Source organism: Acinetobacter chinensis (assembly GCF_002165375.2).
Classification (GTDB): Bacteria; Pseudomonadota; Gammaproteobacteria; order Pseudomonadales; family Moraxellaceae; genus Acinetobacter; species Acinetobacter chinensis.
Window position 1 is genome coordinate 498,613 of the sequence record NZ_CP032134.1, and the last position, 15,481, is coordinate 514,093.

A 15,481-nucleotide genomic window follows, 5' to 3' on the forward strand; every position below is an offset into this window, starting at 1 on the left:
ACAATGACTGAATTTCTGGGGCGTCTGGCAGGACTTGCAGTAATGGCAACATTATTGACGGCTTGTCAGACCATGAATACTGTAAGCCTGAAAAATATTAAGGAAACTGAAGCAACCCGTTTAAATGCACAGATTTACTGTACAGGTACAGAAAACTGTGAATTTGAAAGGCTGGATCAGATTCCTGTTGTCGCAGAAAAAAATCACAGACTGAGCAGACAGGCGATGCGTTCAAAGATCGTGCGTCTGCAGGCAGATTCACTGAGTGATGCAAATGCAGTGTATCTGTCTGTTCCGCCTGGGCAGCATGAAGTGGTGATCCGTTTTTATCCTGTCTCTAAAGATAAAGCGGAAAAACTGCATGTGATCCACCAGTTCAGACCAGGTCGTTTGTATACATTCAGAATGTATCGTGAGCGGACCAGACATCAGGGAAGTTTACTGAATGTGTCTGCGCCGGATCCATTATGTGTGGAACTGCGTCAGCAACATAAAACAATCCGCCGTTTCTGTCGTCCGTATAATGCTTTGACCGGATTGGGCGAATTTGTGGAAAAGAAACTTTAATTACAGTCGGTCACTGACTGACTCAAACAATGGAAAAAAACATGTCCAGACAAATTCTGATTTTAGCTGGTGACGGCATTGGTCCTGAAATCGTTAAAGCTGCAGAGCAGGTTCTTCATCGTGTTAACGAAAAATTCAGTTTAGGTCTGAGCTGGGAACAGGGTTTGCTGGGTGGTGCAGCCATTGATGCTCATGGCGAACCGTACCCTGCTGTCACAGCAGAACAGGCAAAAAAAGCCGATGCGATTCTTTTAGGCGCAGTGGGTGGTCCTAAGTGGGATACGATTGAACGTTCTATCCGTCCTGAACGTGGTCTGTTAAAAATCCGCAGTGAACTGAATTTATTTGCAAACTTACGTCCAGCTATTCTTTATCCGCAACTTGCAGATGCTTCCAGTTTGAAACCTGAAATCGTATCTGGACTGGATATTCTGATTGTCCGCGAACTGACAGGTGGTATCTATTTCGGTCAGCCACGTGGTATCCGTGAGCTCGAAAACGGTGAAAAACAGGGTTATAACACCGACGTTTATGCCGAATCTGAAATCAAACGTATTGCCAAAGTTGCTTTTGAAATGGCAAATCTGCGCGGTGGAAAAGTCTGTTCAGTGGACAAAGCCAACGTTCTTGAAGTAACAGAGCTGTGGAAGCAGACAGTGACTGATCTGAAAGAAGCACAGTATCCGAATATCAATCTGTCACACATGTATGTAGACAATGCAGCAATGCAGCTGGTTCGCGCACCAAAACAGTTTGACGTGATCGTGACAGGTAACCTGTTTGGCGACATCCTTTCTGATGAAGCGGCAATGCTGACCGGTTCAATCGGTATGTTGCCATCTGCATCTTTAGACGAAAACGGTAAAGGAATGTATGAGCCATGTCATGGTTCAGCACCGGATATCGCAGGTCAGAACATCGCGAACCCACTTGCAACAATTCTTTCTGTTGCAATGATGCTTCGTTATACCTTCCGTGAAGAAACAGCGGCTAAAGCGATTGAAGATGCTGTAGGTAATGTGCTGGATCAGGGGTTACGTACAGGCGATATCATGTCTGAAGGTATGAACAAAGTGGGTACAGTGGAAATGGGTCAGGCTGTGGTTGCAGCATTGGGCTAAGACACAGTACAGGATAAAAAACGCAGTATTTTTACTGCGTTTTTTTTATGTCTGATCAGCAGGCACGACCCGAATATTCAAGAGACTGAGCAATACCATCTTTCAGATTGAAAATAATATTGCATTTAAGATCAATGGAGTCATAACTTGATGCGGCATGAATGGCATGAGTGCCACCACTTCTGGATATACGCATTGCAGGCTGAGCCACTGGAATCTGCATGGTGCGAAGAACGGTATAGCTCAGCTGGCTGTCAGTCTGAACAGGCGCAGAGCGGACTTTATAGCCCAGTTCGGTCAGATTCAGTTTTTGTTTGATTTCTGAGGCAGATTGACCAATATACTGTTGCAGTTCCTGGTCCAGATTTACACGAACGGTGGTTGGTGACGTGTTGCAGGCACTTAAAAACACGATGCAGGGCAACAGTAACAGGCTGGCGGATTTCATTATTTTATTCTCGGTATTCTGATTTTTATCTGTTTACAGTTTTATTGAATTGTTGTGTAAATTTCAAGCTTTTATATCAGTAGAGGGTAAATTTAAGAAAAACAGAATCATACAGATCAGCATACAGATATGCGATCCGACAGATCAGAAACAGGAATCACGCTTTTAAAAAAAGCCACTTGATCAGTGGCTTTTCTGCTTTCGCTAAGACTTAGCGTGCACGGTAAGTAATACGACCCTTGGTCAGATCGTAAGGAGTCATTTCGACTTTTACGCTGTCGCCAGTCAGAATGCGGATGTAATGTTTACGCATTTTACCTGAAATATGGGCAATCACTTCGTGACCGTTTTCTAAACGTACACGGAACATAGTATTAGGAAGCGTTTCGGTGACAACGCCTTCGAACTCGATGAGTTCCTCTTTATTGGCCATGGCCTACCTGATGATCAAATTGGAAAGGGGCAAATTATAGTCAATTATTCTGTATAAAACAAGATGAAATGGAGCGTTGGCTGATCATCTGTAAGTAAAACAGGCAAAGAACGCTGTAAAAAAATTCTACAAAAATGTGTAGTTTCATGTTGTCAGTTTGGTCAATCGCAGTTAATCTGAAATTAATCTTTTTGAGTATAAATGAATAAGATACAAGGAAGGTCTTTGAGTGGGTCAGCTAACTGATGCATCTGTTGTTTTAAGGTTGGGATACCAGGCGATTCGTCGTGCAGGTTTACCGACTGAGGAAATTTTAACAAAAGCGGGTGTCGCCCTGAATCAGGTTGAGGCCAATGACCGTACTCCATTGAATGCTCAATATGCGTTCTGGGTTGCGGCGGAGGAGGTCAGTAAGGATCCTGACATCGGGTTGCATCTTGGTGAACATCTGCCTTTATATCGGGGGCAGGTGATTGAGCACCTGTTTATCAGCAGTGAGAACTTTGGTGAAGGACTGAAGCGGGCACTGGCCTATCAGCGTTTGATCAGTGATGCATTTCATGCCCGACTGGTGATTGAGGATGACCGCTGTTATCTGACCAATGGTGAGCAGCCGTGGGCAGAAAATATTGTAAACCGACATTTTTCTGAATGTGCGATGTCTGGTGTATTGCGGTTTTTCAAATTTATCACTGAAGGACGCTTTGAACCGATTTATATCGATTTCAATTTCACACAGGGCGCACCTGATGGTGAGTATTTCAGAGTGTATGAGTGTCCGGTCAGTTTAGGGCAGAAGGAAACCCGTCTGTATTTTGATCCTGCAATTCTGGATTTCCCGTTATGGCAGGCAGAACCTGAGCTGTTGCAGTTACATGAACAGCTGGCGATTGAAAAACTGCAGGAACTTGCCCGTTATGATCTGGTTGGTGAAGTCCGCCGTGCAATCGGCTCCACGCTTGAAAGTGGTGAAACAACCCTCGAAACCGTGGCAGCACAGTTGAATATTACGCCACGCCGTTTACGGACTCAGTTATCTGAAGCCAATACCAGTTTTCAGCAGATTCTGTCGGATTACCGCTGTCGTCTGGCGAAAAAACTGCTGGCAAATACAGCCGAAAGTGTGGAGAGAATTGTGTATCTGACCGGTTTTTCAGAGCCAAGTACTTTTTATCGGGCATTTAAACGCTGGACCAATGAAACACCTGTGGAATACAGAAAGCGTAAACAGCGTTAAGTATTTTAAATACCTTCCCTTAATCCCTCCCACAGGGAGGGAGACTTTCATTGTGATAGAAACAGCGCTTCATTTTTGAATCTGAGATTTATCATGGAACTGTATCTTCAACTTCCATAGATATTTTAAAATCCAGAAATTACTCAGGCATATTGAGCCAGTGTGGGCCTAATGGCATTTTCGGCAGTTCAAACTGTGGCGGATAGTCTGCATGAATAAAATAAAGACCATCGGGTGGGGCGGTAATCCCTGCTGCTTTTCGGTCTTCGGCTGCAAAAATTTCGTCAATATGGTCAGCATCATACATACCCTGACCAATTTCAAGCAGACAGCCCATAATATTGCGCACCATATGATGCAGAAAACCATTTGCCTGAATATCCAGCACTAAATAGCATCCGTGACGGACTAAACGGCAGTGACTGACATGACGTACCGGCTGATTGGACTGGCATGCTGCTGCACGGAAGCTTTCAAAGTTATGAGTACCTTCGAACTTTTTCGCAGCCTCAATCATTTTATCTACATCCAGAGGATAGTAGGCATGTGTCACCTGTTTAAACAGCAGAGCAGGGCGACTGGGGTTGTTATAGACCACATAGCGGTAACGGCGTGACTGAGCCTTGAAACGGGCATGAAAATCAGGGCTGATTTCCTTGATCCACTGAATGGCGATATCTTTAGGCAGCGTGCTGTTTGCCCCCATCAGCCAGCCACGGATCGGACGAATGGCACTGGTATCGAAATGAGCCACCATATTGGTTGCATGTACACCAGCATCGGTACGACCTGCGCCATGCAGGATAATCGACTCATCTGCAATCTTACTCAGTATGGTTTCAATGGTTTCCTGTACACTGCGAACGCCAGCTTGCTGAGTCTGCCATCCTTTATAACGAGTACCACAGAACTCAATACCGACTGCAAAACGTTGCATAGTGACCTCAAAAACTGACTGAAAAATGAAAAGCTACCAATGTTCATGCCATTGCTGAACAGCATCATATTGTAAATACATTTTTAGGGTTTTTGCATACAGATCTGCATGTCCATAACAATCGCTGATGAGTAATTCAGCATCTTTAATCCATGAACTGACAGCATACCGCTGATCAATCTGCCCATAACTGACCTGTGTGGTCAGTATGACGGGACAGCCCTGGCGTTGAATCTGCTGAAGTTTCTGAATGATTTCCTGGTTTACCGCAATATTTCCTGTGCCAAACCCCTGCAGTATCAGACAGTCTGGAGGGTTGTTCTGTAACAGTGACAGGTTGAACAGTAAATGTTCTGTGGCAATCGGTTGCATCATCAGATTCAGACAGTTAAAGCGTCTCGACTTTTCAATATCCTGTTCACTGACTGTGTGGCTTTTTTCAGTATCTTTCCATTCAGCAGTGGCGGAAGTCCCGCTGAATGCATTTAACTCTGTGGTATGAGTTTTCAGGACACTGGCTGCATGCAGTAACTGATGGTGAAAAGCCAGATAAACTCCCGCTTTGGCATGCAGAACAGACTCAAGGGCAAAATTCAGATTATCCATTGCATCACTGAACTCACGATTGTCCGTTCCCTGAATATTCAGTAATGGATACTGACTGCCAGTCAGAACGACATGAGCAGACTGAGCAATGAAACGGGACAGTACAGCAGCGGCATAGCTGAGCGTATCTGTACCATGAATCACAACAAAATGATTGAACTGCTTTAACTGTAACTGCTGGATAAACTGAGTAAGCTTCAGCCAGTCTGCACCGATACAGGCACTGCTGTCCTTTATCACAGGCGCAGTAAAGCATTCGATGTCCATATTTAAAGGTAGGACACGTTTCAGCTGGGGAATAAACCGTTCAGCTGGCATAGGAGACAAGGGTTCGCCTGTACAACCGAATGTCCCGCCCATATAGATCAGAGCAATTTTTTTCATCATAAAAAAGCAGTCATGGAGACTGCTTTATTTTAAGGCTAAATCGTTCAGGAAGCGATTCTGTTCAGTAACAGATCGGCTTGCTGACGTTGTTCAGTACTGTATGAAGCCTGCTGTTCAGCCAGCAGTTTACGCGCAGAATCATAAGCACCCAATTCAATGTACTGTTGAGCCAGATCGAGGTTCAGTTGAATTTCATTGACTTCAAGCAGTTCAGGGAAAGACTGAGCCAATGGATCATTCAGATTCTGTGCAGGCTGAATATCAGAAATTACTGCTGCAGACTCTGGTTCAGCTGTTTCTGTGCTGACAACTGGGTCAAGACTGAAACTGAATTCTGGCTTCAGTTCACTGACAGGTTCAGCAGCTGTTTCAGTCTGACTGGTTTCTGTTGCTGAAAAGTCAAATTTAAATTCTGGAACTGCTTCTGCCTCTGCCGGCTTTTCAGCTTCAACAGCAGGTGTGTCGGTAACAGGAGTATCCAACGTAAAAGAAAAATCCAGTGGTTTGATTTCTTCTGTTTTTTCAGCTTCAACTGCGGGCTGTGCAGCAGGAGCTGGATCAAAAGTCAGATTGAAATCCAGTGGTTTTATTTCAGGAACAGGTTCAGCTACAGGCGCTGGTGCAGGTACCTCTGCAGGTGTTACGGGTATTGAAGATTCGACTGAAAGTGAGCTGAAGTCACTTGGCAGGGCTTTTAACTCAGGCAGTACAGAGTCAGATGATGCAGAGAGTTCCTGTTGCAGGCGGTCAAATGCAGGCGTCTGACTGGTTGCTGTATCAGGAGTCTGCATTAAAGCATCAAAGTCAGCTGTTGCTTTGGCAGAAGGAGCTGTCTGAACCGCTGAGCCACTTGACGGTACAAAATCAATGGTATCTTTGGTCGAGGCATGGGCACGGTCATATTCGTCTTTTTTTGCCTGTGCCTGTTCAAGGATGCTGTTCAGCTCAAGGCTTTCAATATGATTCAGCAACTGGCTGATTGCAAATTCATCTTTCTGCAAAAGGTGAATATCAAACAGAAACAGATAGAGTTCATGTTGAGTATTGTCGCGGTTTAAAGCCTGGTTGATCTGCGCTTCTGCACCTGAAAAATTACGCTCCTGAATCAGTCCCTGAATTTTGTCACGGACATCTGCAGACAAAGGCGTTGTTTTCTTCTGAGCTGTTAAAACAGTATCTTCAACGACCTGGGTGGGTTGCGGTACTTTTTTGGTCGAGCTGCTTTTCTTCCCTTTTGCAGAAGCTGCTTTTTTCTGTGTTGCGCCAGACTCATTCCCTGCCTGTTTTTTCTTGACGACAAGTAAAACCACAATCAGTAAAATTAATGGAATCACATAAATCAACATGTTGTTACCCCTTATGGATGAAGCCTTTAAACTGACTTCTCCCCAAAATCTTTAGTTTGTAGCACTCTGGTGTTTTGCTTTGTTGTCTGGCTGTTGATTTTTCAACTGTTGCTGCAACTGGGCAAGACGAGCATTTAATAATTGAATTCTGTGATCCTTCTGACGTAATGCTGAATCCAGTTGTGTCACGTTTCTCTGTAATTTAACGGTTTTCTCACGAGATGTCATAACTTTTAGTGACAACTCTTCTGAGGTTTGATTTGTTTGTGTGCTCTTTTTCGCAGAACCATGTGCAGAATTATTTTCTTTTTCTGCCACCAGGCTCATCTCTGCCTGATTCAGACGGTACTTCGCTTTACCAGACTGTTTTGCTGTTGCAGAAGGCTGCACAGTGACAGGTGTCTTTTTATCTTTGGCAGGCGCTGTGGCATGCAGATTCAGAACAACACCTTTACGCAGGCGGTTGGCATCACCATGAATGAAAGCATGTTCATTTCCGACTTTAATCTGCTTCATGACTTCCTGAACCGGTCTGTTCTGGGAGTTTGCAATACGCGTTGCAATTTGCCATAAAGATTCATTATTTTGCACGGTATGCTGCGTTGGTGTGGAATCAGGAGCTTGACCTGCTGTTGCTGTCTCTGGAGTCGGCTTGGTTACAGCAGGTCTGGCTGGCTCAGCAGTATTGTTTGCCTGAAGTGATTCAGCGTATTTTCTGACCAGGGGGTCTGCTGAAACCTGACTGTTTTGTACAGCAGGAGCAACTGATGGTGTTGCCGATGCAGATGCTGATGGTGCAGGGGCCGCAGGAACAGCAGCTGTTACAGCCTCAGTTGTTGTCTGAGCGACAGCGGATGCATTCATAACAGGTGGTGTGCTGAGTTTCACAGGCAGGGTGACTTCTGGCGTTTTAATCTTTGCAGCCGTCTGCATGGCAGGCACACTGTATGCCGTACTCATCGGAAGATTCAGAGGAATGTCTTTTTCACTGGCAATAATGACCGGTGTCAGCGTCCGCTCGTTTGCTGCGGTATTCTGATTGAGCAGAGCATTCCGTTTGATCTGTTTTCTGACGTGCTGAATATGGACGGCATTGCCTTCTCTGATCCGGATGACAACATTCAGCTCCGATTCCGTCATCGGGCGGGAGGAGGTAATGGTGATCACACCTTCACCCTGACCATTGCGTCGGGTAAAAAAGTTCAGATGTCCTGGAGGCTGATGTGCAATCCCCATTGAAATCAGATCTTCAGGTGTTGCCAGACCCGCCTGTACTGCTGCATCAGGTGCAGCATTACGAAAATTTATTTCTGCATAAAGCAGTTCCCCAGGTGCCGATTGAATCTGAATCGGATCTACAGTAATTGCATGAATCTGCTGTGATGCAATAATGGCAAGAATAGCGATTTTTAATTTGTTATGTGCAGTCATCTTAATATGTGGCTCAGGTCATATATCGCAACGAGATCGTTATACAATAACTGGATGTTGATGATTTGTAAAATATTAACACATGAGTTACATAAAAAAGCCGATCATTTCATGATCGGCTTTTTATTCTGACCCATCATTCAGATGAGATCAGGCATTTTTGTAATCAATCAGAATACGTAACATACGACGTAAAGGTTCAGCAGCACCCCAGAGTAACTGGTCACCCACTGTGAATGCGCCAAGGTATTCTTTACCCATATTGAGCTTACGTAAACGACCTACAGGTACAGTTAAAGTTCCTGTTACCGCTACTGGAGTCAGGTCAGTCATGGACGCTTCACGGGTATTTGGAACCACTTTAGCCCACTGGTTCGACTGACGGATCATATCTTCGATTTCATCAAGCGGAACGTCTTTTTTCAGCTTCACAGTCAAAGCCTGTGAGTGGCAACGCATTGCACCGATACGGATACAGTGACCATCAATCGGTACAATCTGCTGATTGCCCAGGATTTTGTTGGTTTCAACCTGACCTTTCCATTCCTCTTTCGATTGACCGCTTTCCAGCTGTTTGTCGATATAAGGAATCAGGGAACCAGCTAAAGGCACACCGAAGTTCGCTGAAGGGAAGCCTTCGCCACGCTGTAAATCAGCAATTTTAGAGTCGATGTCCAGGATTGCAGAACGTGGGTCATCCAGCAGGTCTTTGGTATTGTTGTATAGATACCCCATCCCTGTGATCAGCTCACGCATGTTCTGTGCGCCTGCACCAGATGCAGCCTGATAAGTCATTGCTGTCATCCATTCCACCAGGTTCTGCTGGAATAATGAACCCATGCCCATCAGCATCAGGGAAACAGTACAGTTTCCACCGACAAAAGTTTTAGTCCCTTTGACCAGACCTTCTTTAATGACGTTCAGGTTCACCGGATCCAGGACAATGATCGCTTCATCATTCATACGCAATGTAGATGCAGCATCAATCCAGTAGCCGTTCCAGCCTTCTGCTTTCAGCTTTGGAAATACGTCAGAGGTGTAGTCGCCACCCTGACAGGTAATAATGACATCCATCTGCTTCAGACTGCTGATGTCTGATGCATCCATAAGTGCTGGGGCGGTTTTACCACCAAAAGCAGGAGATTCACCCCCTGCATTACTGGTAGAAAAGTAGAATGGCTCAAAATGAGCAAAATCATTCTCTTCAACCATACGTTGCATAAGGACGGAACCAACCATCCCGCGCCAACCGACCAGACCTACTTTCATGTCACTTTGCCTCGGTGCGTTAAAAATTTAAAAGGGGTTTGAGTGTATCAAAAGTGCGCCTAACTGCAAGCGCTACAGAATCAAAACAGCAATTATGTTGTGCAATATAACTTGTTTATGTTACATGCAAAATTGATATTAATTTATGAATAGTTCAAAAAAATAGAATATAAGAGTGACAAAATATGATCTGGATCGAAATACTGGCAGGCGTGGTGATCTGGCTGAGTTTCTGGTCACTGATTCCACGGGATGAATGGTGGTTCAGGGGAGCAGATTTTCCACGTTTACAGATACTGGCAGCAGGCGTTGTTGCTTTTATTCTGTTGCTGTTCTGGCATGAGCCGTGGGATATGCAAAGGGAAGTCATCCTGGTGTTACTGATCGCAGCCCTGGCTTATCAGCTGAAAATGGTCTTGCCTTATACATTTCTATGGAAAAAGCAGGTGAAACAGGTCAGACAGGAACAGCTGAACCCTGCACAGCAGATTTCTGTGATTGTATCCAATGTGCTGACACCCAATGACCAGTATCATTTATTGCTTGAGCAGATTCAGAAACATCAGCCAGATATGGTGCTGACCCTTGAAACGGATCAGACCTGGCAGAATGAACTGTCTGTGATTGAATCAGACTATCCGTACAGGGTGCCCGTGCCGCTGGATAACCTGTATGGCATGCATCTGTACAGTAAACTTGAACTTCAGGATACAGAAGTTAAATTTATTTTAAGTGATGAAATTCCTTCCATTCACTGTACGGTCATTTTAGCTTCAGGACAGCCGGTCAATCTGTACTGTTTACATCCCAAACCGCCGAGTCCGACAGAAGCCAAAGATTCAACATTAAGAGATGCGGAACTGCTGATCGTGGGAGATCAGATCAAAGACCTGGATGAAAGCTGTATTGTGATGGGGGATCTGAACGATGTTGCCTGGTCCAGAACCACACGGCTGTTCCAGCGGATCAGTGGTTTGCTCGACCCGCGCGTCGGACGTAAATACGTCAACACCTTTCATGCGGACTATAAATTTTTAAGATGGTCACTTGATCATGTTTTCCACAGTACTGACTTTGCACTGGTGCAGATGCGGCGGCTGCCACATATTGGTTCAGATCATTTTCCTGTATATGTTGTTTTGCAGACAGGACGTGTTTTTGAGCAGATTCAGGAAGAAATGGAACAGACTGACGCTGATGAGCAGGAAGCACAGGATGCGATTCAGGATGGAATAGAAAAAGCTGAGCGTGAAGAAAAAACAGTGACAGATGAAATTGCTCAGGATTATAAAAATGAAATGAGATAGAGCGGAACAGGATTTAACATTGCAGGAAAAGTGTAAGAAATTGCTTACATGGATTTAGGCGGATAGCGGATGGCGGAGCAGCGTGGTATCACTTATTCTCAACTCATCGGCACATGGAGTTGGGAAAGGAAGAGTCCCGTTTAAGGAAGCAGAAGCCGATGGATAATCATCATGGATATGATGGTGGTATGGAAAGCCAGAAAAAACAAAAAATTGAAAGCACAACCTCATAAGCCCGAGTTTTGCAGGACGCAGAACTCGGGTTATGCTTTTATGGAACAGTAGAAAAATGACAAAAGCGTAAAAAAGAGGTTTTCCTGAATGTATCTGTCTGCTTTTCAGAATTTCAAAATTTATATTGTGAATTTTACCGATCTTGCCCGTGATGCATTGCATATTTATGCGGGTCTCGCGGTTTATCTGATTGTGGCACTGCTGCATAAACGTCAGTTGAAATCACATTTTGCCATATGGGCTGTGGTGCTGGTTGCAGTCGGCTGTGAGCTTTTCGATGCCCGGGATGATCTGATCAATCATGGCTACTGGCGGGTTGGTGCCAGTCTGCACGATATTGTGAATACTTTATTCTGGCCTCTGATCATCTGGCTGAGTGTCCGGTTTAAAGTCTGGAAGGCTTAGGGTGGGTAAAATCAGTATCCAGCTCTGGGATCAGCTGGATACCTGAAAATTACTGTGCGTACTGAGCGTTTAGTGCATTCAGTTCACTGCCCAGTTTTTGCTGAATAGCTACAGAGCGTTGAGACAGCTGAATAAACTCTTCAGTGGGTGCCTGCATGTTGAAGTTGGATGCAGTTGAGATGTCATACAGTTTTTCTGAGGTCATCAGATTGTCAATCATCTGAGTACGGATATTCTGAACCTCTGCACTTTTCAGATTCATTGCCATGATTTTTTCTTTGACTTTTTTCTGTAGATCGTTGCTCTTGCTTAGAACGTCTTTGATTTTTTCCTGGTCTGTACCGGCTTTCAGTACTTCATCACGTAATGCAAGGGCATCGGCATTTGTGGTGTTGGTTACTTCATTTACAGTGTGAGATCAGCTTTAATATCATCTGGATTGGCTTTTGAAAGGCTGTCTGCTTTAATCTGCCAGTTGCCTGATGTTTCAGCAGCAGCTTCAGCGGAAGGTTTTTTATCACAGCCAGCGGTCATTAAAATTGCAGCCGTTAAGGGAATTAAAAGAAATTTTATCTGCTTCATTGTTTATTTTCTCTAAAATTATAAAACAAAAAAAGCTGAATATCAGAGGTATTCAGCTTCATTCAGTCTAAAGTCTTTCACTGGTGCATCAGTTAATTTTTGTACAGTATTTGCACTATATTGGTTCAAAAACTCAGTAAATCTGTTCGTAACCTTCTGGACGGGTTTTAAATCTGCGGTGAAACCACATGTACTGAGTGGGTGCGATACGCAGCTGATTTTCAATTACTTTATTGACCCGAACTGCATCTTCGACTTCATCTTCTCCTGGCATATTGTCCAGGGCAGGTTCAATCAACACACGGTATCGGGGATTGCTGACTTCACCATAACGATAAAAATATAAAGGAATCGCTGCAGCTTTGGTCATTTTCAGTAAACGGCGATGTGCTGTAACGGTAGCGGCAGGAACACCAAAAAATGGCGCCATAACGCCTTGTTTCAGACCGAAATCCTGATCAGGGCTGTACCAGATAGCTCTGCCGTTTTTCAGGTGTCGAATCAAGCCACGCATGTCATCGTGATCAATCTGATGGGTATAGATGGTTGCCCGACAGCGATAGATCAGCATATCAAGCAAGGGGTTGTTCTGTGGGCGATAGACGACATCAGGTTCAAAATACTGGGCGCAGATATAGCCACCGGCATCGAGCAGTGTGGAGTGTGTTCCCAGCAGCAATGCACCTTTTGACTCAGCCTGTGCTTTCTGCAGATGTTCCAGTCCTTCGATACTGACTCTGTTTTTAAACCATGCAGGTGAGTACCAGGCATTCAGAGTTTCAAAAACCCCGAGCATCTGATCGACAAAGACCTGACGGGCATTGTCCTGAACCTGTTCAGGTGTCCATTCAGGGAAGCAGACTTCCAGATTGCGAACAGCTGTTTTTCGTCTTGATTTGAGACTTTTAAATGCAAAGTTACCCAGCACAGTCGCCAGTCGGTACTGAACAGCCCAGGGTAAAATAGCTAAAAGCATTAAAAAAACAATAGCAATCCAGATCCCCCAGTATTGAGGGGAGATGAATGCCCAATAAAACTTTCCGGGTTTGTATTGATGTTTTTTGCTCATATAACGCTTTTAACAATGAATATTGGTCGACAGCGTTGCAGTTTAGCATGAACTGAATTCGACAAGGAAACAGCAGAAACAATGTGCAGAGATAAAAACACCGCCATTGAGGCGGTGTTTTTATCTGTAGAAAGCTGCTCTTAATCTGAAAAGATCAGGCTTTGGTCATCTCTTCCAGTTCATCCCAGCGTTCCATTTTTTCCAGCAACAGGTCATCAATTTCTGACAGGCGCTGTGATGCTTTGGTCGCTGCATCTGCATCACTGACAAACCATGAACCATCTGCCAGTCTCTCTGAAAGTTCAGCCTGTTCTTTTTCAAGCGCTTCAATTTCAGCAGGTAACTGTTCCAGTGCACGCTGATCTTTATAGCTCAGTTTGACTTTTTTCTGCGGAGCCTGAGCTGCAGCGGCAGCCGTTGCTTCAGCTTTAGCCAGGGCTTTTTTTACATCACTTTTCTGATCGACAGCAGTCTGATCAGGACGCTGTTCCAGGTAGTCCTGGTAACCACCAATGTATTCATCAATATTGCCTTTGCCATCAAAGACCCAGGTGGATGTCACGACATTGTCCATAAAGGCACGGTCATGTGAAATCAACAGTAATGTACCTTTATAGCCACCAAGCATTTCTTCAAGCAGCTCTAAAGTCACCATATCAAGGTCGTTGGTCGGCTCATCCATCACAATTAAGTTGGATGGTTTGAGTAACAGTTTTGCCAGCAGAATACGGTTACGCTCACCACCAGACAGTGCTTTGACCGGTGTACGGGCACGTTCAGGTGAGAACAGAAAGTCCTGTAAGTAGCTGTAGATATGACGACGGCCACCATTTACATCCACAAAGTCAGAACCTTCTGAAATGTTATCTTTGACTGATTTTTCCAGATCCAGTGCATTGCGCAGCTGGTCGAAATAAGCAACTTCCAGCTGTGTACCGGTTTTGACCGATCCTTTATGTTCCTGTTCACCTAAAATCGCTTTAATCAGTGTGGTTTTACCTACACCGTTGTCACCGACCAGACCAATACGGTCGCCACGCATGACTAGCGCAGAGAAGTCTTTGATGATGGGTGCATTATCGCCAAAAGTGACCTGAAGATTGTCAATTTCAAAGACGACTTTACCTGAGCGGCTGGCATCCTGTGTTGCCATGCTGACTTTGCCCTGTTGAGAGCGACGCGCTCTGGATTCTTCACGCAGGGCTTTCAGCGCACGTACACGACCTTCGTTACGGGTACGGCGGGCTTTAATACCCTGGCGGATCCAGACTTCTTCTTCTGCCAGTTTTTTATCAAACAGAGCATTCTGTTTTTCTTCCGCTTCCATCTGCTGAGCTTTTAAGTCGAGGTAACGTGAATAGTTACCTTCATAGCTGCGCAGGACACCACGATCCAGTTCAACAATACGGGTCGCAATGCTGTCCACAAATGAACGGTCATGCGAAATAAACAGCAGGGTTAAATTGTTCTGATCAAGCAGGAACTTTTCAAGCCATTCGATGCTTTCAACATCCAGGTGGTTAGTCGGTTCGTCCAGTAGAAGTACGTCAGGTTGTGTCAGCAAAGCACGGGCAAGCAGGACACGACGTTTACGACCGCCTGATAAATCGGCAAGGTCAGCTTCTGGATCAAGTCCCATTTTACTTAAAATGGAGTTGACTTTGGTTTCCAGTGACCAGCCATCCAGCAGATCCAGCTGATGTTGCAGATTACCCATGCGGTCGCATGCTTCCATATCACCCAGTACACATGCATCGCTGGCTTCATGGTATGCTTTAAGGACAGCAGCAGCTTCACCGGCACCTTCGGCAACAATGTCTGCCACTTTGCCTGAATCCATGGGAACATCCTGCGCCAGCATGGAAATGGTAATGCCGTTCTGGAGAGACACTTCACCATTGTCTGGAAGCAGACTCCCTTCAATGAGTTTGAGCAGGGTGGATTTTCCTTCACCGTTACGCCCAATCAGACAGACACGTTCGCCACGCTCCAGACTGAAGTTTGCGTTATCGAGCAGAGCCGGTCCGCCAAATGCGAGCTGGATATCCCTTAAAGTAATATAGGCCATACGGTTTCCTGAATATCCCCAAATGAGGACTTAA

At 45.0% G+C, this 15,481-nt stretch carries 16 protein-coding genes; 5 read left to right on the plus strand and 11 right to left on the minus strand.

The window, feature by feature from the left end; all coding sequences use genetic code 11:
• Positions 1–3: 3 nt before the first annotated feature.
• On the plus strand, positions 4–567 hold the full coding sequence (locus tag CDG60_RS03155) for a hypothetical protein (protein ID WP_087513694.1): 564 nt from the start codon (positions 4–6) through the stop codon (positions 565–567).
• 41 nt (positions 568–608) lie between these two features.
• Positions 609–1,688 carry a 3-isopropylmalate dehydrogenase gene (gene leuB, locus CDG60_RS03160; RefSeq protein WP_087513751.1) on the plus strand — a complete coding sequence of 360 codons (1,080 nt, stop codon included), beginning with the start codon at positions 609–611 and terminating at the stop codon, positions 1,686–1,688.
• A 55-nt stretch (positions 1,689–1,743) separates the two neighbouring features.
• On the opposite strand, the gene CDG60_RS03165 is transcribed toward leuB, so the two are convergent.
• Both CDG60_RS03165 and infA read right to left on the minus strand, forming a co-directional pair.
• Entirely contained in the window at positions 1,744–2,136 is a 393-nt protein-coding gene (locus CDG60_RS03165; RefSeq protein ID WP_087513695.1) for a hypothetical protein, read from the minus strand.
• A 211-nt stretch (positions 2,137–2,347) separates the two neighbouring features.
• A complete protein-coding gene (gene infA, locus CDG60_RS03170) occupies positions 2,348–2,569 on the minus strand; it encodes a translation initiation factor IF-1 (RefSeq protein ID WP_001284370.1) in 222 nt (73 codons plus the stop codon).
• Between the two features lie 229 nt (positions 2,570–2,798).
• Here infA and CDG60_RS03175 point away from each other — a divergent pair, with 229 nt between their 5' ends.
• Positions 2,799–3,806, plus strand: coding sequence for an AraC family transcriptional regulator (locus CDG60_RS03175; protein ID WP_087513696.1), 1,008 nt, complete (start codon positions 2,799–2,801; stop codon positions 3,804–3,806).
• Positions 3,807–3,945: 139 nt separating this feature from the next.
• Here the strand turns inward: CDG60_RS03175 and truA are convergent, their stop codons facing one another.
• The 5 genes from truA to asd form a co-directional block, all read right to left on the minus strand.
• Positions 3,946–4,743 (minus strand): tRNA pseudouridine(38-40) synthase TruA, encoded by a 798-nt coding sequence (truA, locus tag CDG60_RS03180; protein WP_087513697.1) that lies wholly within the window; start codon positions 4,741–4,743, stop codon positions 3,946–3,948.
• Positions 4,744–4,776: 33 nt separating this feature from the next.
• Positions 4,777–5,736 carry an asparaginase gene (locus tag CDG60_RS03185; protein WP_087513698.1) on the minus strand — a complete coding sequence of 320 codons (960 nt, stop codon included), beginning with the start codon at positions 5,734–5,736 and terminating at the stop codon, positions 4,777–4,779.
• A gap of 44 nt (positions 5,737–5,780) precedes the next feature.
• Positions 5,781–7,082: a T4P machinery localization factor FimV gene (fimV, locus tag CDG60_RS03190; protein WP_087513699.1), complete on the minus strand. Its 1,302-nt coding sequence runs from the start codon at positions 7,080–7,082 to the stop codon at positions 5,781–5,783.
• A gap of 51 nt (positions 7,083–7,133) precedes the next feature.
• A complete protein-coding gene (locus CDG60_RS03195; protein ID WP_087513700.1) occupies positions 7,134–8,513 on the minus strand; it encodes a FimV/HubP-related protein in 1,380 nt (459 codons plus the stop codon).
• 150 nt (positions 8,514–8,663) lie between these two features.
• Positions 8,664–9,782, minus strand: coding sequence for an aspartate-semialdehyde dehydrogenase (gene asd / locus CDG60_RS03200; RefSeq protein WP_087513701.1), 1,119 nt, complete (start codon positions 9,780–9,782; stop codon positions 8,664–8,666).
• 185 nt (positions 9,783–9,967) lie between these two features.
• Here asd and CDG60_RS03205 point away from each other — a divergent pair, with 185 nt between their 5' ends.
• Positions 9,968–11,089, plus strand: coding sequence for an endonuclease/exonuclease/phosphatase family protein (locus CDG60_RS03205; RefSeq protein WP_087513702.1), 1,122 nt, complete (start codon positions 9,968–9,970; stop codon positions 11,087–11,089).
• Between the two features lie 321 nt (positions 11,090–11,410).
• A complete protein-coding gene (locus tag CDG60_RS03210; RefSeq protein WP_087513703.1) occupies positions 11,411–11,728 on the plus strand; it encodes a hypothetical protein in 318 nt (105 codons plus the stop codon).
• Positions 11,729–11,777: 49 nt separating this feature from the next.
• Here the strand turns inward: CDG60_RS03210 and CDG60_RS03215 are convergent, their stop codons facing one another.
• From CDG60_RS03215 to CDG60_RS03225, 4 genes are all read right to left on the minus strand, one after another.
• Complete coding sequence (locus CDG60_RS03215) at positions 11,778–12,080, minus strand: PM1805 family lipoprotein (RefSeq protein ID WP_524535727.1); 303 nt, start codon at positions 12,078–12,080, stop codon at positions 11,778–11,780.
• A 53-nt stretch (positions 12,081–12,133) separates the two neighbouring features.
• Positions 12,134–12,310: a hypothetical protein gene (locus CDG60_RS18120; protein ID WP_160116961.1), complete on the minus strand. Its 177-nt coding sequence runs from the start codon at positions 12,308–12,310 to the stop codon at positions 12,134–12,136.
• Positions 12,311–12,443: 133 nt separating this feature from the next.
• Positions 12,444–13,379, minus strand: coding sequence for an LpxL/LpxP family acyltransferase (locus CDG60_RS03220; protein WP_087513705.1), 936 nt, complete (start codon positions 13,377–13,379; stop codon positions 12,444–12,446).
• Positions 13,380–13,533: 154 nt separating this feature from the next.
• Positions 13,534–15,447, minus strand: a complete 1,914-nt coding sequence (locus tag CDG60_RS03225; RefSeq protein WP_087513706.1) for an ATP-binding cassette domain-containing protein — start codon at positions 15,445–15,447, stop codon at positions 13,534–13,536.
• Positions 15,448–15,481: the final 34 nt, after the last annotated feature.

Coding starts and splice junctions, on each gene's coding strand:
- CDG60_RS03155 (WP_087513694.1), top strand. CDS start 4: ATGACTGAATTTCTGGGGCGTCTGGCAGGACTTGCAGTAATGGCAACA.
- leuB (WP_087513751.1), top strand. CDS start 609: ATGTCCAGACAAATTCTGATTTTAGCTGGTGACGGCATTGGTCCTGAA.
- CDG60_RS03165 (WP_087513695.1), bottom strand. CDS start 2,136: ATGAAATCCGCCAGCCTGTTACTGTTGCCCTGCATCGTGTTTTTAAGT.
- infA (WP_001284370.1), bottom strand. CDS start 2,569: ATGGCCAATAAAGAGGAACTCATCGAGTTCGAAGGCGTTGTCACCGAA.
- truA (WP_087513697.1), bottom strand. CDS start 4,743: ATGCAACGTTTTGCAGTCGGTATTGAGTTCTGTGGTACTCGTTATAAA.
- CDG60_RS03185 (WP_087513698.1), bottom strand. CDS start 5,736: ATGATGAAAAAAATTGCTCTGATCTATATGGGCGGGACATTCGGTTGT.
- fimV (WP_087513699.1), bottom strand. CDS start 7,082: ATGTTGATTTATGTGATTCCATTAATTTTACTGATTGTGGTTTTACTT.
- CDG60_RS03195 (WP_087513700.1), bottom strand. CDS start 8,513: ATGACTGCACATAACAAATTAAAAATCGCTATTCTTGCCATTATTGCA.
- asd (WP_087513701.1), bottom strand. CDS start 9,782: ATGAAAGTAGGTCTGGTCGGTTGGCGCGGGATGGTTGGTTCCGTCCTT.
- CDG60_RS03205 (WP_087513702.1), top strand. CDS start 9,968: ATGATCTGGATCGAAATACTGGCAGGCGTGGTGATCTGGCTGAGTTTC.
- CDG60_RS03210 (WP_087513703.1), top strand. CDS start 11,411: ATGTATCTGTCTGCTTTTCAGAATTTCAAAATTTATATTGTGAATTTT.
- CDG60_RS18120 (WP_160116961.1), bottom strand. CDS start 12,310: ATGAAGCAGATAAAATTTCTTTTAATTCCCTTAACGGCTGCAATTTTA.
- CDG60_RS03220 (WP_087513705.1), bottom strand. CDS start 13,379: ATGAGCAAAAAACATCAATACAAACCCGGAAAGTTTTATTGGGCATTC.
- CDG60_RS03225 (WP_087513706.1), bottom strand. CDS start 15,447: ATGGCCTATATTACTTTAAGGGATATCCAGCTCGCATTTGGCGGACCG.